Source organism: Fluviicola sp., assembly GCF_039596395.1.
Lineage (GTDB): Bacteria > Bacteroidota > Bacteroidia > Flavobacteriales_D > Crocinitomicaceae > Fluviicola.
In genome coordinates this window covers 474,380-498,990 of record NZ_JBCNJT010000001.1, presented here as the reverse complement: position 1 = coordinate 498,990, position 24,611 = coordinate 474,380, and the positions used below count along the sequence as shown (strand labels likewise).

Sequence of the window (24,611 nt, the reverse complement as noted above, 5' to 3'; positions counted from 1 at the left end):
TTTAACTAAAAATATTTTACCGAATCACAAAATAGAATTAACTTCGTAATGATTTAGGTGGTTAGGTTAGGTTGATTAGTGAATGGAGTTCGGACGCCTGTCTGGACTCCATTTATCATTTATAGGTTTTCCTGTTTCCTGAAAAGAATTTTAGTCTTAAAATCCTTAACATCCTAAAATCCTACAGTCTTAATATCTAAATTCGCATCATGAATCAATGGTTGCAAACTCACATCGAATTCCTCAAAGGAGTTGGTCCGCAAAGAGCCAAATTACTGAGGGAAGAATTGGGAATAGCAACTTATCACGACCTGCTTTATCACTTTCCGTTTCGTTACATTGACCGCTCCCAGTTTCATAAGATCAAAGACATTCCGCAAATTGACGGATATGTCCAATTGAAAGGACAGATTATCTCTGTTTCCGAAACCGGAACAGGAAGACAAAAGCGCTTAACGGTCAAGTTCCAGGACAATACGGGAATCATCGACCTGCTTTGGTTTCAAGGATACAAATACATCCTTCCGAACCTGAAGTTAAATACAACTTACATTGTTTTCGGGAAAGCGAAACCTTACGTAAACACCTGGAACATTTCCCATCCGGAACTTAGTCCTGCAACCGGGAATGAGGCCGGCATGGGTTGGCAGCCCGTTTATTCTTCCACGGAAAAACTAACGGCCTCCGGATTGCATTCAAAAGGCATTCAAAAATTAACGGAAGGACTACTGAAACTAGCTTCAAAAGTCTACTTTGAAGAAACCATTCCACCGAAACTGGTACAGGAATTAAAACTTCCACCATTCGCAGCAGCTATTCGCGCTATTCACATGCCTGCAGACGTTGCCCTGGCACAAAAAGCACGCATGCGTTTCAAATTTGAAGAGCTGCTGAACCTCCAGATCGAATTATTGCTGCGGAAATCGATCAACCTGCAAAAAAATAGCGGACAGGTCGTTTCGGAAGTCGGGCAATTGTTCCATGATTTCTACGAAAACAACCTGCCTTTCCCACTGACGAATGCCCAGAAGAAAGTGCTCCGCGAAATTCGCAGGGATATCGGATCCGGATTCCAGATGAACCGGTTGCTGCAGGGCGATGTGGGAAGCGGGAAAACCGTCGTTGCTTTGCTGACGATCCTTATGGGAATCGGCTCGGGATTACAGGGAGCTTTGATGGCGCCAACAGAAATCCTGGCAAATCAGCATTTTACCGGCCTGAGCGAATTACTGGAAGGAACGCCGGTAAAAATTGCCTTGCTGACCGGTTCTACCAAAAAATCTGCCCGTAAAATCATTCACGAGCAATTACTGAATGGCGAGATCCATATTTTGGTCGGAACGCATGCTTTGCTGGAAGACATCGTGCAATTCAAGAATTTAGGATTGGTCGTAATTGATGAGCAGCACCGCTTCGGTGTGGAACAACGTTCACGTCTGTGGAAGAAAAATACTTCGCCACCGCATATTCTGGTCATGACGGCAACTCCGATCCCGAGAACACTGGCAATGACTTATTATGGCGATTTGGATGTTTCTGTCATTGACGAACTTCCTCCGGGAAGAAAACCCATCACTACCAAACACCATTTTGAAAAAGACCGGTCGTTGGTTTTCGGGTTTATCCGCAGGGAAATTGCACTTGGAAGGCAGATCTACATCGTCTATCCGCTCATCCAGGAATCCGAAACGCTGGATTACAACAACCTGATGGATGGTTACGAAGCCATTAGCCGGGCTTTCCCGCTTCCTGATTACCGTGTGAGTATTGTTCACGGGAAAATGAAACCCGAAGTCAAAGACTACGAAATGCAGCAGTTTGTGGAAGGGAAAACACAAATTATGATTGCTACTACCGTAATTGAAGTCGGGGTGAACGTACCGAATGCTTCCGTGATGGTGATCGAAAGCTCAGAACGTTTCGGATTGTCGCAGTTACACCAGCTGCGTGGCCGTGTTGGCCGTGGCGCCGAACAGTCATACTGTTTGCTGATGACCGGGAATAAATTATCTGCCGATACCAAAAAGCGCATTCACACCATGGTTCGTACCAATGACGGATTTGAAATTTCGGAAGTCGATTTGGAATTGCGTGGGCCCGGAGATATCATGGGAACGCAGCAAAGTGGCCAGCTGGACTTGAAAATTGCCGATTTGGCGAAAGATGGCCCGCTTGTTGCACTGGCCCGGGAGAAAGCAAGAGAGCTTTTACAAGACGACCCGCGTTTGGAAAAACAGGAACATGTTTTCTTGCGTTTGGAGGCAATAAAAAGACTCCAAGACAAGCCAAATTGGGCAGAAATTTCGTAAACTTGAACAATGAAAAAACTGATTCTACTCGCAATTTTATGCTTAAGCTATTCCCAGGCTGACTCTCAGGTACTTACCGGAACATTGGTTGACTCAGGTCGGAAACTACTGACCACAACAGAAAATTTCACGCTTTCTTCTGCCGCTGAAGGAGTAGTTGTAGTTGAATTAGCGGTGAATCGCGAAGGAGTGGTAACAGGAACCAAGATCATTGGTGAGCAATCGACCATTAAATCTACACCTTCCCGCATGAAAGCTGAAAATGCTGCTAAAAAACTGAAGTTTACAGCCGGAACACGTTACGCAGCATTCGAACATGTGCGCGTGAAGTATACGTATAAAGTACAGTAGGATTCTACTCCGCTCAGCCTCCTTAACAGATTCCCGAGCGGAACGATTTGTTCCTGTCTTATCTTAATTCATAGAATCAGTGATTGAGTCAGCCGTGGCTGAATCGAAGTCAAACCGGGTTCGAAAAAATAAACTCTTCCGCGTTTTCTTCCAGGTACGAAAGCGTATCCAGTATTTCCTGCAAATCAAACGAAGTCACCAACTTGGTACGGTATTCCTTGAAATGGGCAATTCCTTTGAAGTAATTCGTATAATGGCGTTTCATTTCAACAACTCCCAATCGTTCACCTTTCCATTTCACACTCATCATTAAGTGATCACGGGCAGCTTCTACCCTGTCTTTCACTCCCGGAACCGCCAAATGTTCACCGGTTTCCATAAAGTGTTTGATTTCATTGAAAATCCACGGATAACCGATACTTGCGCGACCGATCATGATTCCGTCTACTCCGTAACGGTTTTTATATTCCAATGCTTTTTCCGGTGAATCGATATCCCCGTTCCCGAAAATCGGGATCTTGATGCGCGGATTGTTCTTGACTTCTGCAATGTGGGTCCAATCAGCTTCACCTTTGTACATCTGGGCGCGTGTACGTCCGTGAATGGATAAAGCTTCCACTCCGATATCCTGCAGGCGCTCGGCCACTTCAATGATGTTGATCATTGAATGGTCCCAGCCCAAACGCGTCTTAACGGTAACGGGTAGTTTCGTGGAATTGATACACGCCTTTGTGAGACGGACCATCAAATCCACATCTTTCAATACTCCTGCTCCTGCTCCTTTGGAAACCACTTTCTTTACCGGACAACCGAAGTTAATATCCAGGATATCCGGATTGGTAGCATCCACAATTTTTGCCGACATGGCCATTGCTTCCTCATCACCACCAAAGATTTGAATCCCGATCGGCTTTTCGTAATCGAAAATATCCAGTTTCTGACGGCTTTTGATTGCATCACGGATCAATCCCTCGGAAGAAATGAATTCAGTGTACATCAAATCAGCTCCGTGTTTCTTACACAAAGCCCTGAACGGCGGATCACTCACGTCTTCCATTGGTGCCAGAAGGAGCGGAAATTCACCCAACTCAATATCCCGGATTTTTACCATGGTGCAAAGATACGGCTAAATTCAAAATGAAAAAAATGCTTTCGACTCGGCTCAGGCAACTTTTTCATTTGATCTAATTTATTCTAAGGAGACTGAGCGGAGTCGAAGTTACCTTAGAATCATTAAATTCGCGACTCAATATTACTCGATGAAAGCGCTCGTCACCGTTTGTTTGGTTGTTTTATGTTCACCGTTTGTTCGTAGCCAGATCTTTAAAAAAGATACTACGGACCTTACTTTTACGGGAACCCGGGTAAATCCTTACCACCAGGAATACGATACGACCGGAAAAGTCAAAGTTTCGGGGTACATTGATACGTACTACAGCTATTACACCGATACATTAGGCGCAGGAGGATATTCCAAATTTCCTACCTCATCCCCGAAAAACAATCAATTCGGGATCAATATCATCCAGATTTCTGCCAAATACGAGAGCCGCCGCATGCGTGGAATTGCCACACTTTTTTACGGCGATATTCCTTTAAGTGCCTGGTCGCAAAACCTCAACCTGATCCAGGAAGCAAATGTCGGGTTCCGGATCTATAAGAAATTATGGATCGATGCCGGTTATTTCCGGACTCACATCGGTTTGGAATCCATTCAGCCACGCGAAAACATCACGACCAGCATTGCCATGACCACTTATTTTGAACCCTACTTTTTAAGTGGGGCCAAATTGACCTGGCAACAATCCGATAAATGGACCTACCAAATCAATGTTTTCAACGGATTCAGCACCTTTATCGAAACAAACAAGAACAAAGCGATCGGAGCTTCAGTGGCATACACCGGGAATCATTGGACACACACTTTAAGTTCCATTGTCTGCGACGAATATCCCAGTTATGTTTCCCAGAACCATTTTCGCCATTACACCAATTACATCGGGGTTTTTAAAACCAATCACATTGTTCTCGGACTGGAAGCAAATTTCGGGTACCAGCAAAACAGCCGTTTAAATAATCCCAATCAAACGGCCTATATTTTCTCCGGAATTGCCGCTTTCAAATACCGTTTTACGCATTTTATTGCCGCATATACCCGTGCTGAGATCTTCAGTGATCCGGATGAAATCCTCACAGGTCCTATTGAAAATGAAAATCACAACCTTACAGGGCTGGACATTTTGGGCGGAACGCTTGGATTCGAATACAAACCGATTCCGAATGCATTTTTCCGCATTGAATCGCGGGTATTGAAAACGAAAGCAAGCGAGAAGATTTTCTACTACAATGAACATTCCAACAATATTCGCTGGGAAGGGATTGCTAGTATTGGTTTATGGTTTTAGTCTCTCTTCTGCACAAAATGCCCTTTCTTCAACACATAAGTCGTTTTCCCGATATGCATTGTCGATCCGTCTTCAAAGGTGTAGAAATCTTTGTAATCAGTTCCGTTAAAGCTCAAAGAACCTTTCGTTTTGTAGGCAATGTCCAGGTAATCCTCATTCAGGATTGTTCCGCCGCAAACCACCACATGCACCGGAATACCGATACTCCCGATCAGCGACATATCCCTCGGTGAAGCAAAATTGTCTGCAATCAGAATCAATTTCTCCGTTCGCGGATAACTTTTCAATGAATAGATCAGTGCTTCCACATTGTTTTCCGGTAAATCACCTCCCGAACCCTGATTCATTACATAGATCATGAATTCGGAAATTGAATCCAGGTTACCGGAAGTATAATTGTAAACGCCTCCGGTTTGCCCGGCTTTCTTCGTTTTATCTTTCCGGTTGTCTCCGTCATTGAAAAATACAAATTGCTTAGGCGCCTGGAGTTTGTTCTTTAACTGGGCTGCAATAAATTCCATCACCTGCGCATTGTACGGGGCCATACTGCCCGTTACATCACACACCAGCGTAGCTTTTGACCAATCTACTTTCGCAAGCGCTTTACTGACCTGGTTGGACGATGGCTGCGGCTTAATCGCATTGTAATCATAAGCCGGCATTTTTGCTTTTAATTTCGGAGGAACTTCTGTAGCGAAAATCTCCAGCGGAGAAGGAATGACACTTCCCCGGTTCATAAAATCGACCGAAAACTGCACCATGCATTCCGTTGGTTTTCCGTTCAGTGTTCCCGGCGTCCAATCCGGCATGGTTTTAATAAACTCCCGGATTTCTTCTTTATACGGCGAAGGGCCGGGCAGCGTCGGGAAATTGATTTGTGTAATCTTCCCTTCCTTGCTGATGATGAACTGTACATCTACTTTCTTCGGTCCGGATGCTTCCGGAGGAAAATTGAGGTATTTCGAAAAGTAATTGATTCGTGCCTGTTCGCTGTGCGGAAATTTCGGAAGTACAATAACCGGCTCTGCATCGTCTACCGAATCTTTCTCCATTTTCTCGGTTTCCCTTTTCAGATAGGTATCGTAGGCATACGATTTGATCTTCCCGGCCGTAACATCGCGGATAAAGTTTGATTCCACTTTCGTTGTAATGACATCCGGCAAATCGCGATACGTAATCGCAAAACCGTGAAAATAATCCTTCCCTTCTTCGGCAGACTGACAGCCCGACTGGGCAATTAAGATCCACTCGATTCCGGATTGTTCCAGACTGTTCGGAGCAGTTAAAAATAAATTCTCCAGGCGTTTTCTGCTCAAACCGTGCTGATCAAATGTTTCCGATTTGCGGTAAGTCGTATAGATCAGTTCAATTTTCAGGATTACTTTATCCTTGACCGAATTGAGCAATTCCTTGTCTTTAAAAACGGCATTATTAAACGCAGTTTCCAGGAAAATCACATTGCTTTTTGACGGTTTGGTATATTTCTCAACCGTTCGCGGAGTTTTCTTTAAAATGAAATTGATTTGTTCCGGAATACTTTGAGCATTCAAAAAACAGGGAACTAAAATCAGAAGGAGTAAACGGTATCGCATATTCAGTTGGTTCTTCATTCCATAATGCATCCGGCCCGAAATGTTACAGGTTTCCCAGGATGGCTTCCTTTCCGAAATACAACGCCGAACACCAGGAACTGAGAATCACAAATCCAACCAAACCAACTACGGATTTGTGCATCGGGTTTTCGGATTTACTCAGGAAAACACTCAGTAGCCACATCCACGTAGGAACGATCAGCCATTCGAACAGGCCTATCATCAAACACACCGACATAGCTGCTCCATTGGCAATCTGAAGCCAGCGATACATGGTTTTATCTTCGAATGCAAGCAAGATCTGCCAGAAAAAAAAGAAAACCACGAATCCCAGGAAAAACCAGGATGAAAAGACAATGATCGAATCGGGTTCTTCTTCAAAATCCAGGTCTGAGAAAAGCAGTTGCATCACAAATTTGGAGGAAACTGCTAAAAAAACGGTCCAAAGGATCAGGGTTACTTCTTTCAACCGGATTTTTTTCCGGTTGGCGATCAGCAAAATTGCAGCCACCAGGAACAATCCCACTTTATATAATCCAAACGGAAAAATGAATGCTCCATCCTTCATAAAGGTGGATAATCCGTACATGGAGGCGGTCAGAACGGCTAGTAAAACGATGCGTTCACTAATCATTTTTCTTCGCCAAAGCTTCTTCGATATAGTCGAATGTGGAAAGGATAACCGGTTTTCCGTCAACTACCGCAATATCGTGCTCAAAATGCGCACTCGGTTGGCCGTCAGCAGTTACGATTGTCCAGTTATCTTCCAATTGGATCACTTTTTCGGTTCCCATATTGATCATCGGTTCAATAGCGATCGTAAGGCCATTCATGATTTTTTTGCCGCGACCTCTTTTCCCGTAATTCGGAACTTGAGGGTCTTCGTGCAGGGTTTTCCCCAATCCGTGTCCTACCAATTCACGAACTACACCGTAACCGTTATTTTCGGCATGTGTCTGAATAGCCCAGCCGATATCATCAATGCGGTTTCCAACTTTTGCCTGTTCGATTCCCAAATACAAGCATTCCAAAGTCACATCCAGCAACTTTCTTTTTGCTTCCGAGATTTTCCCCACAGCAAATGTGTAAGCATGATCTCCGTAGTATCCTTTGTAAACAGCTCCGCAATCCACAGAAACAATATCGCCTTCCTGGATCGGTCTTTCAGTAGGTAATCCGTGAACGACCTGTTCGTTGACAGAAATCAGCAAGGTACTCGGACATCCGTACAATCCCAAAAATCCGGGAATTGCATCCTGGGAACGGATATAAGCTTCCGCCATTTTGTCCAATTCCAGCGGAGTTACTCCGGGACGCATCATTTCTGCTACTTTCCCCAATGTCCGGCTAACTACTAAAGCTGCCTGGCGCATAATTTCAATTTCTTCGGCTGTTTTATATTTGATCATACTCTTATTCAGGAAATTCATCGATGCAAAGATACTTCAAATTGAATTGCGAATGCCGAATTATGAATGACGAATTGAGTGATCCCTTATTATTCCTTAGAATTAAGAAAGATTACTCTTGATTTACCAAATGATGGTATTCAGGAATTTCCAAATTTGGGTGTTCCCAAAGATACGAACACTTTTAACGGTAACAATCTGATATACAAAAAACTAAAAATACATCAATGTTCTTTTTTGATTTAGATTTTTACTTCTCAAATCTTCTTAACTGGTGCGCTTCAAACGTCCATTCCGGTGTGTAAATCTTCGCGCGCTCTTCCAGGTTGTACCAGGGTGAGGTATTCCTGTTCATCGGGTTTAGAAGCACCTGTATTTCCTGCGCCGGCATGTAGCTTTGAGCCAAAAGCACCAACTTTTCTCCATCCGCATTTTCAGCCATGTCCACTACAATGACCGCATGTCCGGGAGCTCCACCACGGATCAGTACATCACCGATCTCCACATCTTTCAGTTCGATGGAACGCAATTCCTTTTCCAGCGAAAGTGTACTGGCATAATTGAAAACTGTTTCCATGTACTTCAGGAAAGATGCATAACTTTTATCAGCTGCTGCCGATTTCTGCCAAAAGACCGAATTTCCATTGAGAGCCACCCGATTTCCTTCCCGCCATTTCGAATATTCGCAATTAAACCCGCTTACAAACCGGAAATGAATGTCTGAAAATCGCTTGTTGTGGAACAAATATTCTCCGCGCAAACGCATGACCGCATCCGCACATTGCTGCAAATCACGATTCCCGACAGACATGTTGACAACCGCCGCATGAGCCGTTTGGTTTCCCTTCAGGCTTCCGTTGTATAAATGCACTTCCGAGCCATGTTTTTTTAATGGCAGGTTCCGCAAATAAAACCCGAAACTGCTGCTGTCCTGTGATTTTCGCCCGTAACCTTCAGGGGGCAAAAAGCGCGTGGCTATGGTCGTACCCGAAGTGTCGATCAATTGTTCCGAAGCATTTACCCCGTCAACGGTTTTCGGCGGATTGAGATTACAAGAAGCAATCAGAAGGAAGCAACCGGAATAGAACGCAAGTGTTAATTTGTTCATGGATTGATGGTTTCAAGTTTGTTCCAAGATAAGGAATCTCCGTGAACCCAAATTCTTTTTCATAAAAAAAACCGACTCATTGCTGAATCGGTTTCTATTTAATCTCCGGGCTTATTTCCCTTTCGGAACGTGTGTATCTGTGAATTTATCAGCTGCTGCATTCCAGCCATCAATCAATGCAGCACGTTTTTTATTTAAATTCTGATTGGTTGTATTAAAGGTATTTACACCCGCATTCATATCGTTTACAGCTTTGTTGTATTCGTTTACATCCGTCTGGGTTCTTTTCTTTTCAGGAATTTCGTCAAACGCTTTTTTCACTTTGTTGAAGTTTTCCGTTTTCATGAAATAATCAGCCATTTTAGGAATGTCGTTTTTCCCTTCTTCGATATAGAAATTCAATAGTTTCTTTGTTGCTTCAACCATACTTTTATCGTTCTTGTATGGTTTTACAGCCTCCAGTTTTTTCAATCCTTCTTCAGCGGTAGCAATCAATGCATTTCTGTTTTGTTCAATGGCGTTGATGTCCTGACGGGTAATGGCATCTGTCAGATATACTTCCTGCTTGAAACTTTTGAAGAAAAGCAGGTAGATCTCGTTGTAAGTATCGTAAACTTCTCCGGCAATGGCCATCTTTTTATCCAAAGCATCTTCTGAAGAAATCAGGTTGATATTGTTTGACGCTGCAAACGCTTTTTGCTCTCTGCTGATCATTTCAGAAGCGGCAACCAGTTTATCATTTGCACGCTCTCTTGCCAGCATATATGCCTCCATTGCATCGTAAGATTCTTCTGAAACTGCCTCCATATCAACAATTTTAGCATAATCTTCTTTCAAAACCAGGTTGGAAATTCTGAAATACTCAATCACAGAATCACGGAACTGGGTGGAACCATTGAACCCTTTGGCTGATTTTGCTTTACCCAAAGCAGCATTCGATGTCTGGATTAATTCTCCTCTTCTTTTTTCTACCTTTCGGGCACTTTTTCCGTGCGAAACGGAACTGGTATAATCCCACATGTCCTGCTGGATTTTGCCGTATTCGGCAGTAAATACATTCATATATTCTACCGCCGTTTGCGCGTAGCTATTCGCCGCTCCGAAAAAGGCGATCATGCAGGTGATTTTTAGTAATCGATTTTTCATTTTTGTTTTATTATTTGTTTAATTGTAGCCATTCATTCATTATTCCGATTGCTTCAAACAGTTCTATGTCCAGCTTTAAGCGCGTTGCAAAATCTTCAAAATATTTTTTCAGGATGGGATTTTTGTCGTAAACCGTTTGATCAAAAGAATTGGATTTTATCCCGTAAGTCCAGTTCACATCGCTCTTTAATGCTTTTAACCGGTCCTTGATAACATCCTCCTTCTGTGATTCCTTCCAATAACTTAAAATATCTAAAGTCACCACCTGGTTTTCATCATAACTCTTCCCGATCGAATCCATTATTTGGTAGTAGGTCGCATAAATTCCTTCCTTACGCTGTTTTTCAGAAAAAGCTTTCAATGATTGTACCGGTAAGTCCGTTGCAGCGGGTGTATACACCATTTTCTTATCAATTGCTCCCGGAATCAAGGCATTCGGATACTTGCGTTCACGCTCTTCAATGGAATCAAAAGCAGTCATTCCCAACTCAATATCGGGCATTACTCCAACTCCCTGATTCGATTTCCCGGTTACACGGTACAGGAACCCACCGGTAATGTTCGCATATCCGTAATCCGGGTTTTCCTGAAGCCTGGAAAAATCTCCCACCAGCGGATCCAGGGGATAGACTATTTGACTGGTCGCCTTTCCGAAACTCGGAACACCTACAACAAGTGCCTTTTTGTAATCCTGTAAAACAGCGGCAACTATTTCAGAAGCTGAAGCGCTTCCGGCATCAATCAATACCATCAATGGCCCGTCATAGATAAATCCACGGTTAATGTCTTTCAGGACCTGTACCGCTCCCGTATTATCCGTGGTTGCCAAAATCGGCCCGTAGTCGATGAAAATTCCTGAAAGAGCAACGGCTTCATACAGAGAACCTCCACCATTTCCCCGTAAATCAAGGATCAATCCCTCAATACCGTCTTTCTTTAATTTTAAAATGCATTTCGCCATGTCATTGGCACAGCCCAATTCATTTCCATCTGTAGAATAAGAGGTGTAAAAATCCGGCAGACTGATATAACCGATATTTTTCGGGCCGCTCATCAGGGCATTTTTGATGTTGTCGTTGTCATTATAAACAACTGTTTTTTCGAGATCTACCTGCACTTCCATTCCATCTTTATCCAGAACCAGGAGTGTGATTTCCCTTCCCTGGAAATTCTTGAAAGCCTCCGACAACTCTTTGAGCCCGGCAACTCCGTTTTTTAGTTCCAGCCAATTGGTGTTTTTCCAGCCGAACCTGATTCGCAGGATCTGATCACCGGAAAAGAGTTCATTGCTCAACCAGGCTGAACTTCCGGGTAAAATATCGGTTAAGATCACCCGGTTTTGTTCATCCAATCCATAACTGATCCCAAATTTTTCCTTCTGAGTGGAAAGTTCTTCCACAAATCCTTCTTTTTGGCTTGGGCTGAAATACAAGCTGTGCGGATCAAAGCTCATGGCAATGGCATTCAGATACATTTCCTGCATCATTTTTTTGCCCGTCAAAAGCTCAAAATAATTGGAATAATTTGTTTCGATCTTCGCGCGTGCTCTTTTTTCAAAGGAAGGTAATGAATCCTTCAACAGCATTTTCGAATCTTCCGGGTGCATGGAAACGATTTCGGAGAACACCATAAGGCTTAAATGATTCTCCCAAAATGACTTATAATTAGCGGTTGTGAGCTTATTCTGCATCGCCGGATCGTACTTTTTCGTACTGTTCAACTGAACCGGCTTACTGAAATACGTTTTGCGAATTGCCTGGATTTCTTTGGTCCGTTCCAGAAAAATACGGTTAAATTCTGAGAAATAGCGGGAATTTCCTTCCTTGATATCTTCATCCAATTTTGCGCTCAATCCTTTCAAATAAATCAGATCTTCCGCTCTGAAAATTTCCTTTTTTACATCCATGAAGGAATAGAAATAATCATGCACCTGGTTCCCGAATCCGGCATCAACTGTCCGGGGTTTCACATGTTTGCTTTGGATCTTTTTGATCAATAAGCGCGCATTCACCGATAAAGAATCTGGTTCTCCGGCAAACAAATAACAGGTAAAGAAACTGCTAAGTAAGGTGGCTGTAATGAAAGATTTTAAACGCAAGATCAGTTATTTTCAGGCAACAAAAGTACAACGAATTTTAATACAGAAAAGCACCCGAAAGTGCTTTCTGTTGAATTGTGCAGAATTCATAAAGATGGTTATGCAAGAACGAATCTATTCTATTATTTCAGCGCCACTTTTTTCTCAATCCGCTTTTTCATTTCTTCCAGGTCCGACATAAACGAACCGGTTTGAGCCAGCATCATTGCTTCTTTAATGGCTTTCTGCGCTTTTTTAAATTTGAGTTGTTTCTCCAAAAGCAATGCTTCGTAATAGAACATCAGCGCCCGGTCGATTCCTTTGCGTTTTCGGGCAAAGGCCAGTAATTTCGCCATCTCTTCAAATTCTTCCTGGATCAACAGGCAATCCAAAAAATAGGTGTAGGTTTCCAGGTAATTCACACTGGCTGCCAATGCTTCCCTGAAATAACTGTTTGCCTGCGGATAATCCTTGAAAATTTCCAATTGCACCCGCCCCATCAGGCAAAGTGCAATCGGATTGTTTTCTTCATAAGCCATGGCATAATTCAACGATTCCAGGGCTTCTTCCAGGTTATACGGATAATAATCCAGTGCTTTTACTAAGTAAATGTTTGCTGTCATTGCTTCAATTCTTTGTATAATTCTTTTTTCAACTGATTCCGTTGTTTCTTAAAGTTCTTTTCTGCCTTTTTCGGCTTAAAGTCCATTCCAGTAAACGTTCTCACCGGGTTTCCGCGTTCCAGTTCATGATGCTGTGACCAGGTTTGATTGACCACTTCGACCAGTTTTTCACTTTGGGCCTTTTCCAGTTTTTCACGGATGCGTTCGCGGGCAATTTTCTTGTTTTGCAGCTGTGAACGGCTTTCCTGTACAAAGACCGATACTCCGCTTGGAGTATGTGTTGCCCGAACTGCTGAACTGACTTTATTCACGTGCTGTCCGCCGGAACCACTGCTTCGAACGGACTGGTAAACGATCTCGTTTTCGTCCCAGCGAATGGTTTCTGCCGGATTGATTTCAAAAATCCCTACGAACCAGTTTTTTCGCCCATGATTGGGACGATACGGACTCTTTTGAATCCATTGTATCGTCCCTAACCAGGATTGAATTGCTGTCTGAATCGCAATTCCTTTGACCTGGATGGTGGCGGATAAAATTGTTCCGCTTTCCGGGCCTGCTACCCGATCCATTGTTTCGGCCTGCAAGCCTTTTTGTCTCAGGTCTGCCAGCAAAGCCCCCAAAATTTTTCCGGCTGCCAGCTGGCATTCCAAAGGGCCTTTTGCCGTTGTGATATGTAATAATTTAGTTTCCATGTCTTGTTACTTATCCATTCGTACAATCTTCGGAGTAAATGTCCCGATCGTTTCTACCAGTTCCTGCTGATTTCCCATCACATGGTGGATATTCTTATATGCCATCGGGCATTCGTCCACCGCACCTCCGATCAAACTGACTTCAGCATTACTCAGGGTTTTCATCATCTCACTTTTCGTGAACCTGCTCTTACACTCCGAACGGGAAAATACGCGTCCGGCGCCGTGTGAAGCAGAATTCAGGCTGGAAGCATTTCCCAATCCGCGGACAATAAATCCGGGAGCAGTCATACTTCCGGGAATGATTCCCAGTTCTCCCAGGCCTGCCGGGGTTGCTCCTTTCCGGTGCACAATGCATTCATTGCCGTTTACGGTTTCCTTCCATGCAAAATTGTGATGGTTCTCTATCGTCATCAACATGCGGAGCCCCAACTTTTTGGTCAATCGTGCGTGAATATCATCGTGGCAAGCTTTTGCATATTCACCGGCGAGGTTCATGGCATTCCAGTATTCCTGTCCGTCGTGCGTATCCAGGTTCAACCAGGCCAAATGCTGCACGGATCTCGGCAAAGGACATTGTTTCACTGCCAATTGTGTGTACTGTTTGGCAATCGCTGCACCTAAACCGCGTGAACCGCTATGACTCAGCAATGCGAAGTACGAACCCGGAGGAATTCCTGCATCCGTAGCGGTAATGGTTACCGTTCCGAATTCCACGAAATGGTTTCCTCCGCCGGAAGTTCCCAATTGCTGGTATGCCTTGGTTTTCAACTTTCTCAGAAGCGGAATTTCCCGAAACAGCTTGCTTTCCATAATCGAATGATCGTGCTTGATCTTGTGTGTTTCGTACATTCCGAACTTCGTGTGGTCCGAAAGCAAATTCTCCAGTTGATGTGTTTTCCCGTTGAAAAACGAAGCCGGTGCATCGAAAATGCTCAGCGACATCCGGCAACCGATATCTACTCCGACCCCATAGGGAATCACCGCATTATCCGTTGCCAAAACGCCTCCGATCGGTAAGCCGTAACCGTAATGTGCATCAGGCATCAGTGCTCCCTGTACTGAAACAGGAAGTTTCAAAGCCTGGTAAAACTGATGTTTTGTTTTGTCATCAATTTCATTCTCACCGTAAATCAAAAACGGTGAACGTTCGATCTTCAATTCGTTGAATTTCACCTCAACCGGTGCAACCAGTCCTTCTGCAACTTTGCCCCAAATCCCGTCTCCGATGTATTCATCCGGAGCGTAAAGCAATTCGGAAAGTTCTTTCAGAACGCGGTCTTTTGTTTCTCTTTTTTTATACCTGCTGATCAGCCCTAAGGCGATGTTTACAGAGTTGTCGTTGGGGAAGCCTATTTTAAGCAAGTCTTTCCCCTTAATCTTATTTCCCATTTTTCTTTCTTTGGGATCAAATCCTTTTTCACCGCCGATGCACAGATAAAATATGGCGCTTACCAGTCGTCCTTTGAACTCCAAAAGCGAGTCCGGTGCGCCTATGCCGAAGCTTCAGCATAAGCATCAGGCGAGCAAAAAAATCTGTGCATTTGCGGGAAAGTAATCATCGACTTGTCGATGCATCCCACAAAGGATTAATCCTGTTTTTGATTGCAGTCATTTCTGACCTTGATTAAAAAGAGATTCCGGGGAAATTTTGGTGGTACCTAAAACAAAAAAATCCGAAACCTCTAACAGCTTCGGATTTTCATATAAAGATGATTTTTGAAATCGCTATTGAAAAACCCAAAGCCCGAGCACACCAGCATCCTTGCCGGTTGGAGCTCCTAATGTCATACTGAAATTGATCATTGCTTCGGTTTTTAAAATTGTTATACTTCTTGTTATTGCCGACACTATTTTTTCGACGGCACAAAGATAACGCATAAAAAATGACATGGTTGTCAACAAAATGAAAAAAAATTTTGGAGGCGGGTCCTTTATTACGTAGTAATAAAAAAATCTTTATTTATCAGCATTGGATAAATATTCTTCAACTTTAGAAGTATCAACGCCTAATTTTGCTAACACACGCTTACTTGATGCATCTAAAACGCCCCAATCATTTCTATGTGACTTAGTGAAATACTTTTCTAAATCATTCAACATCATGATATTACGAACAAGTCCAAGAAAGTTACCATATACAGACCCTTTAAGATTGAGCCCAGTAATTCTCTTATCTATTATTTTATCAAGATCAGACAATGTTTTAATCCCAAATCTTCTAAGTTCGCCCAATATATATGATTCTCGTCCATTAAAATCGGGCCTCAAACCTGTTAAAATTAATTTTTCAAATCTAACAGTTAAGAATTGTTTTAAGGCTGTTGAATTTAGTTTAATGTCTAAATCACCTTTTTCAGCACTTTCCTGAACAGTCTTTGAATAATTATCAATCTCTCGAGATAATTGATTAAACTCTCTATCTGCAAGCTCTAAACTTCCAGCAACTAATTTGAATCTCCTTTGAATTTCTGGAGGGAGCTCCCCCGAAAACTTATAATTCTTATCGTGTTCTATTTCTGCCCACGAATGTTGCAATATAGTTCTTATTTGTATCTCAAATTTTAAATCTTTAAACCGATCAAATTCTGGTAATATTGTCCGGTTTTTGGGTAAAGTACAAACATAATGTACCGACTTATATCCCACTCTATCAACTCCAAGTTCTAAACTTTTGTCAAGACTGTGATTTTTATCAATCTCAAAATTGGCTTCAATTATTTTGGCAATCTGATTAACATCATCTTCTACATATCCAATTATCCTTATTCCAGCGAAATCTGTTAATTGAATCAATGGATCAGTATATTTAGGTTTTTTAATTTTTTCTGAAAAACTTTCCACGGTCTTAGCTCTATAGTTAACTGCATGAAAGTTGACATTGTGTAATTCTAATAATTCTTCAATAATGATTGAGACATTAGCCGCTAATTTTTTATACAATGGCCTTAAGCCTATGTATTTATTAATAATCTCATTTGTTTCCATTTATGATTTAAATTGACACTTCTAAATTAACATTCTATTTTATAGCGCTATTACAAATATTTATTTAAGTAAATATTCACCAATAAATCTTATTCAACCCATTTCACATTTAGTTCAAGTAAGTTTTGTAAAGGTTCAATGTTCTTTCGCAAAGCATTTTTCACTTGGTAAGTTTATTGTATGTTGGAGGAAAACATCAAATAAGGTTTTGAAATACGAAATCATATTTTTATCTGTGTACCTCTTTGCGAAACAAAAAGCCCCGGCCATAATGACCGGGGCTTTCCTGTTATTGTTGGATTGACTTACGCCAATACTTCTTTCACTTTATCTGCTGCTTCCTGCAACAATACCGCTGAATGTACGTTCAATCCTGACTCGTCAATGATTTTCTTCGCTTCTTCAGCATTTGTTCCCTGCAAACGAACGATGATCGGAACAGGAATATTCCCGATGCTCTTGTAAGCATCAACAACTCCCTGAGCAACGCGGTCACAACGAACGATACCACCAAAAATGTTGATCAAAATCGCTTTCACGTTTGGATCTTTCAAAATGATGTGGAATGCTTTCTCAACGCGCTCAGCATCAGCAGTTCCACCTACATCTAAGAAGTTAGCCGGGTTACCACCTGAGTACTTGATGATATCCATGGTTGCCATCGCCAAACCAGCTCCGTTTACCATACATGCAACGTTTCCGTCCAGTTTCACGAAGTTCAATCCTGCTGCATCTGCTTCTACATCCAACGGATCTTCTTCTGAAGTATCGCGCATAGCTGCGTAATCCGGGTGACGGTACAATCCGTTTCCATCCAGAGTTACTTTCGCATCCACTGCAATGATCTTGTTGTCTGAAGTTTTCAATACCGGGTTGATTTCGAACATCGCAGCATCACATCCTTCGTAAGCATTGTACAGGCTCACAACGAATTTCGTCATTTGCTTGAACGCTTCTCCTGACAATCCCAAATTGAAGGCAATCTTACGAGCTTGGAACCCTTGAATTCCTACACGCGGATCGATTTCTTCCTTGAAGATCAAATGTGGCGTATCGTGAGCAACTGTTTCAATATCCATTCCTCCTTCTGTGGAGTACATGATCGTGTTACGTCCTTTTTCACGGTCCAATAATACGGACATGTAGAACTCTTCCACTTCAGCTTCACCCGGGTAATAAACGTCTTCGGCCAACAAAATTTTGTTCACCAATTTCCCTTTCCCGTTTGTTTGAGCTGTTTCCAGGTGACCACCAAGAATTCCTTTTACTTTCTCCTCAACCTGGTCAATTCCTTTTGCCAAAACTACACCGTTAGAACCGGTTTCCTGAACGATCCCTTTACCGCGACCTCCAGCGTGGATCTGTGCTTTTACCACATACCAACCTGTTCCAGTTTCTTCTGTCAATTTTTTAGCTGCAGCAACTGCATCTTCTACTTTTTCTACAACAACTCCGCGCTGGATTGCCACGCCGTATTTTTGTAAAATTGATTTTCCTTGATATTCGTGTAAGTTCATGACAACTTTTTAAATTTTTGGTGCGCTAAAGGTAAACATTTAATTGGTTCGAAGTAATTGGAATTCCATAAAAATTCGACGGATTTGTAAAATTATTAAATGCGTGTAGGGGCGAAAAATTTTTCGCCCCTACACAACCTAAATATCGATTAATCACACACAATTCATTAATGCGCATGCAATTTCCACGTAGAAGTAATGTTGCGCGATGCGGCATTTTTATTCGCTTTTTCTGTCAGGTCTTTCCAGATCTGCCCGATTCCGGCTTCCAATGCTGCTTTTTCGTCTTTGAACATGTCCCACATCACTGTTGGATCGTGGAAGAAATGTTTCACAAAATTTGTATCGAAATCTCCGGAGCGGAATGCCGGGTGCATCATCACAAATTTTCCGAAATCTAGGGTTGTTTTTAATCCTGAGATCTCGTAATTGTTGATAGCAACGATCATTTTATCCATGGCTTCCTCGCGGGTTTCACCCCAAACTACCAATTTGGCGATCATCGGGTCGTAGTAGATCGGAACTTCCATTCCTTCTTCGAACGCATCGTCTACCCGAGCCAGGTCTCTGCGTGGCCTGCGGTAACGGTTCAATGTTCCGATATCCGGGATAAATCCGTTCAAAGTATCCTCTGCATACACACGCACTTCGATGGAATGTCCGTGAATGCTTAATTCGTCCTGCAATTTGGGCAAACGCTCTCCGCGTGCTACGCGAACCTGCCATTCAACGAGGTCTGTTCCTGTAATTTCTTCCGTAACCGGATGTTCTACCTGCAAACGGGTATTCATTTCCAGGAAGTAGAAATTCAGGTCGGCATCCAACAGGAACTCAACAGTTCCCGCACCTTCGTAGTTACAAGCTTTACAAACGGCAACTGCGGCCTCTCCCATGCGCTTGCGCAATTCCGGGGTTAAAACCGCTGAAGGAGCTTCTTCCACCACTTTCTGGTGACGGCGCTGGATCGAACATTCACGCTCGAACAGGTAAACTGTATTTCCCAGTTGGTCGGCAAAAACCTGGATCTCGATGTGGCGTGGTTTTGTTACGAATTTCTCGATGAAAACCGCATCGTCTCCGAAAGAAGAACGCGCTTCACTCTGAGCCATTTTCATCTGCTCCTCAAATTCTGCAACATTTTCAACCAAACGCATTCCTTTTCCTCCACCTCCGGCAGATGCTTTGATCAGGATAGGAAAACCTACTTCCGCAGCAATTTTCTTCGCTGCTTCCACATCCGTAATGGCTTCATCTACTCCAGGAACCAGGGGAACGTTGTAATTCTTCACAGCTTGTTTCGCTGAAAGCTTATCTCCCATGATTTCCATGGCTTCCGGAGAAGGCCCGATGAATTTGATCCCTGCTTCTTTCACCTTTCTGGCAAAACCGGCATTTTCAGACAAGAAACCATATCCCGGGTGAATTCCCTCCACTCCTAATTCCTTGCAGTATTTTAAAATCAGGTCCTGTTGCAAATAAGATTCCGAAGACGGGGATTTTCCTACATAAACTGCTTCATCGGCCTCGTGAACGTGCGGTGCATTCGCATCTGCATCCGAATAGATCGCTACGGTAGCGATGTTCATTTTCTTTAATGAGCGGATTACTCTTCGCGCAATCTCTCCTCTATTTGCAATTAAAACTTTTTTCATAGATCATTTCAATGGCGGTAAAAATAAGCAAAGTGCAATGAATGCTGCAAAAGATTCGCAGACTTTACTAACAAAATGGAGAAATTAATTACCTGGAATTGGTTCCGGTTCCTTTTCTCCGGCAGGAATGTTGTTTTCTTCTTCCTTCTGTTCTACCGGAATAGCCGGGGATTGTCCCGGAATGTAATCTACCGGAACACGGTTTTTACGCTTGGAATTATTCACCTTGTTCTCTTTCCGGAACAAATTGGCAAAAAACTCAATGATCCGGGATTCGGAAATATTGTTGAACGTTTCTTCGTAATGCAAACCGACACCCTGGGTAAATTCACCTTTGTCCTTGTTGCTCAAAATTCCTTTATCATTCGATTCGTTGAAGATCGATACGCGGAATGTACCGTCATCATTGATCAGGTATTCCAGGTTGAAGGAACCGATCAGGGAGTTTTGCGCCGTTCCCGTAGTTGTGTTGTTGGAAACCCCCAAAGACGTTTTCAGGACAATGTTCTGCTTCGCACCGTAAGCACGCTGTAATCCCAACTGGAAGTTCTTATCACCGGTCACGGTGTTATCGTTGTACCCGACATTGATCTTCGTTTCTTTGGACAGCTGGTCGAATGCCTCATTCATTTTCTGGGTAATAATTTCGGCCACACCTCCATAACTTCCGTTTGAGTTATTTCCTGTTCCCTGGAAACGGTTGAATGCCAGCAAGGAGAAGAATTGTTTTTGCAGTTCGTCTTTATCCGAGCGGATCTTGCTCAAAACGGCTTTCCCGGATTCGCTGACATTCGGAACCTCGATATCCAGTGTAATGGATGGATTGGAAAGCGTTTGCCCGATCAGCAACACACAGTGTACTTCCGATTTGGTTTCGGCTGATCCCCCGATCTGGTCGCGGTTCAATTCGTCCAGACTGGCGTTTACTTTGTAATAGGCCTTGATGTCCAGGTTGGCTTCTTCCGGGCTTCCTGTCCAGGTAATGCTACTTCCCTGTGCGATCTGGAACTCCTTTTTCAAAGGATTCAAAACAAATAAGTACTGTCCACTGTTGATTACATAGCGCCCCGACATAGCAACATGGTTCTGGTTGTCTATCGAAAGTTCGATATTTCCACGTCCGGTTGCAGAAATCTCTTCCCCTGTCTGATCGTTCAGGATCAGTTTAATTTTCGCATCCGGTGTTGCTTCTATATTCAAATTCAGGTCGACACCCGTCAGATCGATTTCTTTATCTCCGGCAATGGAATCGGTATTGAAGTCAATGAAATCAAATTCGCTGATCTCCTTTGCTCCGTACATCGGCAGGTTTACTTCCGTATCTTTTTCGGTTTTTGCATCCACCGTGATCTCGGTATTTCCTTTCTCGATCAAAATACTCGCTGTTCCGGTAGCGTACGCTTTTCCGTAATACACCGTCCCTTCCTTGTACCCGGTATTCAGAACCATGAACCTTCTCGGAGCACTCAATGGACGTTTACTGATCGGATCGCGGAAGCCGCCAACCGTTTCATCGAACTTAATATCAAAGCTCATGGAGAAGTCCTTGAAATTGTTGTGGAAAATTGTAGTGATGGCATAGGCCGTATTTCCTTCGTCGTCCAGAACAGGGAAAGCACCATAAATACCGTCGTTTTTACCGTCAAATTTCAACGGCCCGCCCAAACTGTAGTGTGTACCCAGGATTCCCACACGCAAGCCTCCTTTTTTCAGCTGCAGGTCTCCGGCAATTTCCGGTTCATCAAAACTTCCCGTTGCATGAATAACTCCTTTCAACGTTCCGCTGATATCGGAAATCACTTCCGGGTCCATGAATGCATTGACAAACGACAAATTCATGTCCTTGAATTCAAGGTCAAAGTTGATATTGTCCTCTTTTTTCATTGGAAGTACATACCCGTTGAAATCGAAAGTCTGAAGGTCTTTGTATTTCAAATCCCCGTTCAGGATAATCTTTTGTTCCAGGTCAATCCAGATTCCATTCACATGCACATCTCCTACTTCCTGTCCTTCCAGGATGAAATCGTTCAGGACAAAATCACCATCAATTTTGATATCTGTAAACGGTGTTGCCAAACGTGCCGTTCCGTCCAGGCTTCCCTGCATTTTAACTCCCGTACCAAGCAGGGAAGAGAATTCTTCCACATGTAATTCGTGTGCTTTAATGGTCAGGTAATCTTCCGGATTCTCGGATAGAACACCGTTCACAGCCAGGTATTGATTGTCACGCTCCAGCATCAGGTGCTTGATCTCGAAATGCTTTTTCTGGTAAACCATCTGACCGGTATTCATAATGTCCCATCGATTATTCTTCACCGAGAAGTAAGATGGTTTTACCTGAATGTCAAATTCTCCTTCTTCTCGTACATCGATCACGAAATCAAAGTCGGAAGTATTCGGAACATCTTTATTCCAGATCAGGTCTGTTTGATACACATTTTTAGTCCCATCCATCGAAAGCTGAATGTTCTCCACATCCAGAGAATCTCTCAATTGGGTTTTTCCCGCGTTGATGGTCAGAGTTCCGGTCCCTTGCGTAAACTCCTGGTGCAGGACCATATTTGTCATATACGCATCACTCTTGTCGTTCATCAGCTTTTCGTAGCTGATTTTAGAAGATTGGATATCCAGCATCTGGTGATGGGCCCGGGAATCGAGCTCTACCTTTACGACGGTTCCATAAGCTATTTCCAGTTTCGGAACAAAAATATTGAGGAAATCCTGGGAATTCTTGATGGTCGCATTTAACTCAAAGTGATCTGTTGATTCAACTCCTCTCGGGTATTCTTTCGGAGAAAAATAAGAAGGAAATGCATCTGAAAGTCCGTTATTTACGGCAATCGGAATGGTTTTGAAATTAATCTTTCCGCTCAGATCGGCATCTATGATATCGCTTCTCAATTCAAAACGGTCATTTTCCGGATTTCGTTCGATGTAAAGGCTCAGTTCCGGAAGGGCCATTTTTTTGCCCTGGTCGACAAACTCAATACCATTGGCATTGATCAATCCTTCGTAAGTTTCCAGCGAGTTCCCTCTCAGGTCCATGTCTAAATTCCCAACGAAAGATGATTCCGGGTCCTTCACAAAATTCAGCTTTCCGAGGTTGGCTTCCTCAATACCGACTTTAAAATCAAAATGCTGCACTTTCGAAACATCTATCAAGCCGTTGAATGCCAGTTTGAGGTTCGGATCATCCACTTTCAGATCTGCATCCAGGATATTGTTAATGAATGAACCGTTCGATACCGTAATGTTTGAATACGCGTAATTGTTGAACTGGAATTTGGTCACTTCACCTTCCAGTGTTTCCAGGCGGATCATGTCTTTCTGACCGACAACTCCGCTCAGGTAAACCTGGCCTTCCACATTTCCGAAGGTTGGATTATCTAGGAATTTCGCCAGGTTAAAACTATCGACTACAATGTCATAGCGTTCTCCTTTTGTGCGGTTGAAGGAATAACCGCCTTCTTTCAGTTTGGTAAATGTAATTTCATTATCCAGCTGAACGGAGCCCAGCATACATTGCAATTTATCACTTTTCAGCGCGAATTTATCTGTAGAACCGCGCACCGTTGTATTCCGTACCTGGGCATATTCCAGCCTGTCGACCATTTCACTGAATTTCAACCGGCTTTGCCCCGCATCTTTGGGCAATTGGATCTTTTCCACATCCGAAAAATCAATGAGGGCATAATCGATGCGCTGGTTAAAATTAGATGCCGAAAGATTCCTGAAATCCGGCAGGGAGTAATTTCCGCGGACAATGCTTCGTTTTCCGAAACGCAGGTCCAGGTTGTCTATTTTGAGGTCTTTGACCTTTTTGGTTACTTCTGCACTTAGTGAAACCACTTCATTCATTCCTTCCAGGGCTGTTCCGAACTGGGAAATATCCCAAAAACTGACTCTGGAGGAATCAATAACCGCATCAAATGCCACACTGTCGACAAAATCACGAAGTCCCTCCATGGAACTCATCAACATGTTCAGTTTAGAAGCATAAATATTCGACCGGGAAGTATTGATCTCTACCTTGTTCAATAAAATTCCCTTGTGCGGGTTGATAACGGCATTGGCAAATAAATGCTTCAGCCAGAAACCACATTTTTCCTGCGTTTGGAGGTGCTCCAGCCGGAAAGCCAAAACTCCTTTTTCTTCTTTAAAATCTTCAATATGGAGAATGACGTCCTTGAATTTCAGGTGGTCGTAATCCATTCCATAGGTATTTCTACCTTTCCGGTTATCATCGTAGGAAATAGTCACCCATTCGATATCCACGTTATCAACTGTCACCGTAGGCGGATCCGATTTAGGTTTATTCGATTTCTTCCCGGAGAAATAATCTGCAATAAACTCGTAATTGTAATCCCCGGTAATCGTATCGCGTTCGATACCTACTCTTCCCTTCGACAACCCGACGCTTTTCAGGTGGATGTAATCACCTCCCGGATCGAAACTTTTGACACGCACCATGATCTGGTTCAGAGAAGCCAGCGTATCGCCGTGAAGATCCCGCACAAATACATCTTTCAAATACACTTTATCGAAAAAGACGATATCGATCTTCCCGATACGCAATTCGGTATTTAATTCTTTGGATAAAAAATTGGTTGCGAGGGAGCCCAAATAGGTCTGAAATTGGCTCGTACGAATGGCAAAAGCGAAAAGTATGAGCACCAAAAGCACCCATTCAAAAGAAATCCCTACTATTCTACCTAGTATTTTGAGTACTTTTGCCATGTATT

17 protein-coding genes are annotated in these 24,611 nt (G+C 43.1%); 3 read left to right on the top strand and 14 right to left on the bottom strand.

The features are described 5' to 3' along the window. Positions 1 to 209 precede the first annotated feature (209 nt). Both recG and ABDW02_RS01895 read left to right on the top strand, forming a co-directional pair. Entirely contained in the window at positions 210 to 2,309 is a 2,100-nt protein-coding gene (recG, locus tag ABDW02_RS01900) for an ATP-dependent DNA helicase RecG (protein ID WP_343631600.1), read from the top strand. A gap of 9 nt (positions 2,310 to 2,318) precedes the next feature. Beyond that, a complete protein-coding gene (locus ABDW02_RS01895; RefSeq protein ID WP_343631598.1) occupies positions 2,319 to 2,660 on the top strand; it encodes an energy transducer TonB in 342 nt (113 codons plus the stop codon). Positions 2,661 to 2,769: 109 nt separating this feature from the next. Here the strand turns inward: ABDW02_RS01895 and dusB are convergent, their stop codons facing one another. After that, the gene (dusB, locus tag ABDW02_RS01890) at positions 2,770 to 3,771 is read right to left on the bottom strand and encodes a tRNA dihydrouridine synthase DusB (protein WP_343631596.1); all 1,002 of its coding nucleotides are present in this window, start codon (positions 3,769 to 3,771) and stop codon (positions 2,770 to 2,772) included. Positions 3,772 to 3,919: 148 nt separating this feature from the next. Here dusB and ABDW02_RS01885 point away from each other — a divergent pair, with 148 nt between their 5' ends. Then, positions 3,920 to 5,065, top strand: coding sequence for an outer membrane beta-barrel protein (locus tag ABDW02_RS01885; RefSeq protein ID WP_343631595.1), 1,146 nt, complete (start codon positions 3,920 to 3,922; stop codon positions 5,063 to 5,065). Here ABDW02_RS01885 and ABDW02_RS01880 read toward each other — a convergent pair. From ABDW02_RS01880 to ABDW02_RS01820, 13 genes are all read right to left on the bottom strand, one after another. Beyond that, complete coding sequence (locus ABDW02_RS01880) at positions 5,062 to 6,657, bottom strand: hypothetical protein (protein WP_343631593.1); 1,596 nt, start codon at positions 6,655 to 6,657, stop codon at positions 5,062 to 5,064. The genes ABDW02_RS01885 and ABDW02_RS01880 overlap by 4 nt on opposite strands. A gap of 43 nt (positions 6,658 to 6,700) precedes the next feature. Continuing rightward, entirely contained in the window at positions 6,701 to 7,291 is a 591-nt protein-coding gene (locus ABDW02_RS01875; protein WP_343631591.1) for a hypothetical protein, read from the bottom strand. Beyond that, a complete protein-coding gene (map, locus tag ABDW02_RS01870) occupies positions 7,284 to 8,066 on the bottom strand; it encodes a type I methionyl aminopeptidase (protein WP_343631589.1) in 783 nt (260 codons plus the stop codon). Before map ends, ABDW02_RS01875 begins: the two co-directional genes overlap by 8 nt. 250 nt (positions 8,067 to 8,316) lie before the next feature. Further along, positions 8,317 to 9,174, bottom strand: coding sequence for a DUF4846 domain-containing protein (locus ABDW02_RS01865; protein WP_343631587.1), 858 nt, complete (start codon positions 9,172 to 9,174; stop codon positions 8,317 to 8,319). Between the two features lie 111 nt (positions 9,175 to 9,285). Then, positions 9,286 to 10,320 (bottom strand): hypothetical protein, encoded by a 1,035-nt coding sequence (locus tag ABDW02_RS01860; protein WP_343631585.1) that lies wholly within the window; start codon positions 10,318 to 10,320, stop codon positions 9,286 to 9,288. Between the two features lie 10 nt (positions 10,321 to 10,330). Then, positions 10,331 to 12,418, bottom strand: a complete 2,088-nt coding sequence (locus tag ABDW02_RS01855) for a S41 family peptidase (protein WP_343631582.1) — start codon at positions 12,416 to 12,418, stop codon at positions 10,331 to 10,333. 122 nt (positions 12,419 to 12,540) lie between these two features. Next, on the bottom strand, positions 12,541 to 13,020 hold the full coding sequence (locus ABDW02_RS01850) for a hypothetical protein (protein ID WP_343631580.1): 480 nt from the start codon (positions 13,018 to 13,020) through the stop codon (positions 12,541 to 12,543). Then, the gene (gene prfH, locus ABDW02_RS01845; RefSeq protein WP_343631578.1) at positions 13,017 to 13,712 is read right to left on the bottom strand and encodes a peptide chain release factor H; all 696 of its coding nucleotides are present in this window, start codon (positions 13,710 to 13,712) and stop codon (positions 13,017 to 13,019) included. The genes ABDW02_RS01850 and prfH overlap by 4 nt, the downstream gene beginning before the upstream one ends. Positions 13,713 to 13,718: 6 nt before the next feature. Then, the gene (locus ABDW02_RS01840) at positions 13,719 to 15,104 is read right to left on the bottom strand and encodes an RtcB family protein (protein WP_343631576.1); all 1,386 of its coding nucleotides are present in this window, start codon (positions 15,102 to 15,104) and stop codon (positions 13,719 to 13,721) included. A gap of 567 nt (positions 15,105 to 15,671) precedes the next feature. After that, positions 15,672 to 16,700, bottom strand: a complete 1,029-nt coding sequence (locus tag ABDW02_RS01835) for a hypothetical protein (RefSeq protein ID WP_343631574.1) — start codon at positions 16,698 to 16,700, stop codon at positions 15,672 to 15,674. Between the two features lie 305 nt (positions 16,701 to 17,005). Then, a complete protein-coding gene (gene sucC / locus ABDW02_RS01830; RefSeq protein WP_343631572.1) occupies positions 17,006 to 18,217 on the bottom strand; it encodes an ADP-forming succinate--CoA ligase subunit beta in 1,212 nt (403 codons plus the stop codon). A gap of 167 nt (positions 18,218 to 18,384) precedes the next feature. After that, a complete protein-coding gene (locus tag ABDW02_RS01825) occupies positions 18,385 to 19,869 on the bottom strand; it encodes an acetyl-CoA carboxylase biotin carboxylase subunit (protein ID WP_343631570.1) in 1,485 nt (494 codons plus the stop codon). Between the two features lie 84 nt (positions 19,870 to 19,953). Continuing rightward, entirely contained in the window at positions 19,954 to 24,606 is a 4,653-nt protein-coding gene (locus tag ABDW02_RS01820) for a translocation/assembly module TamB domain-containing protein (protein WP_343631568.1), read from the bottom strand. Between the last annotated feature and the right edge of the window lie 5 nt (positions 24,607 to 24,611).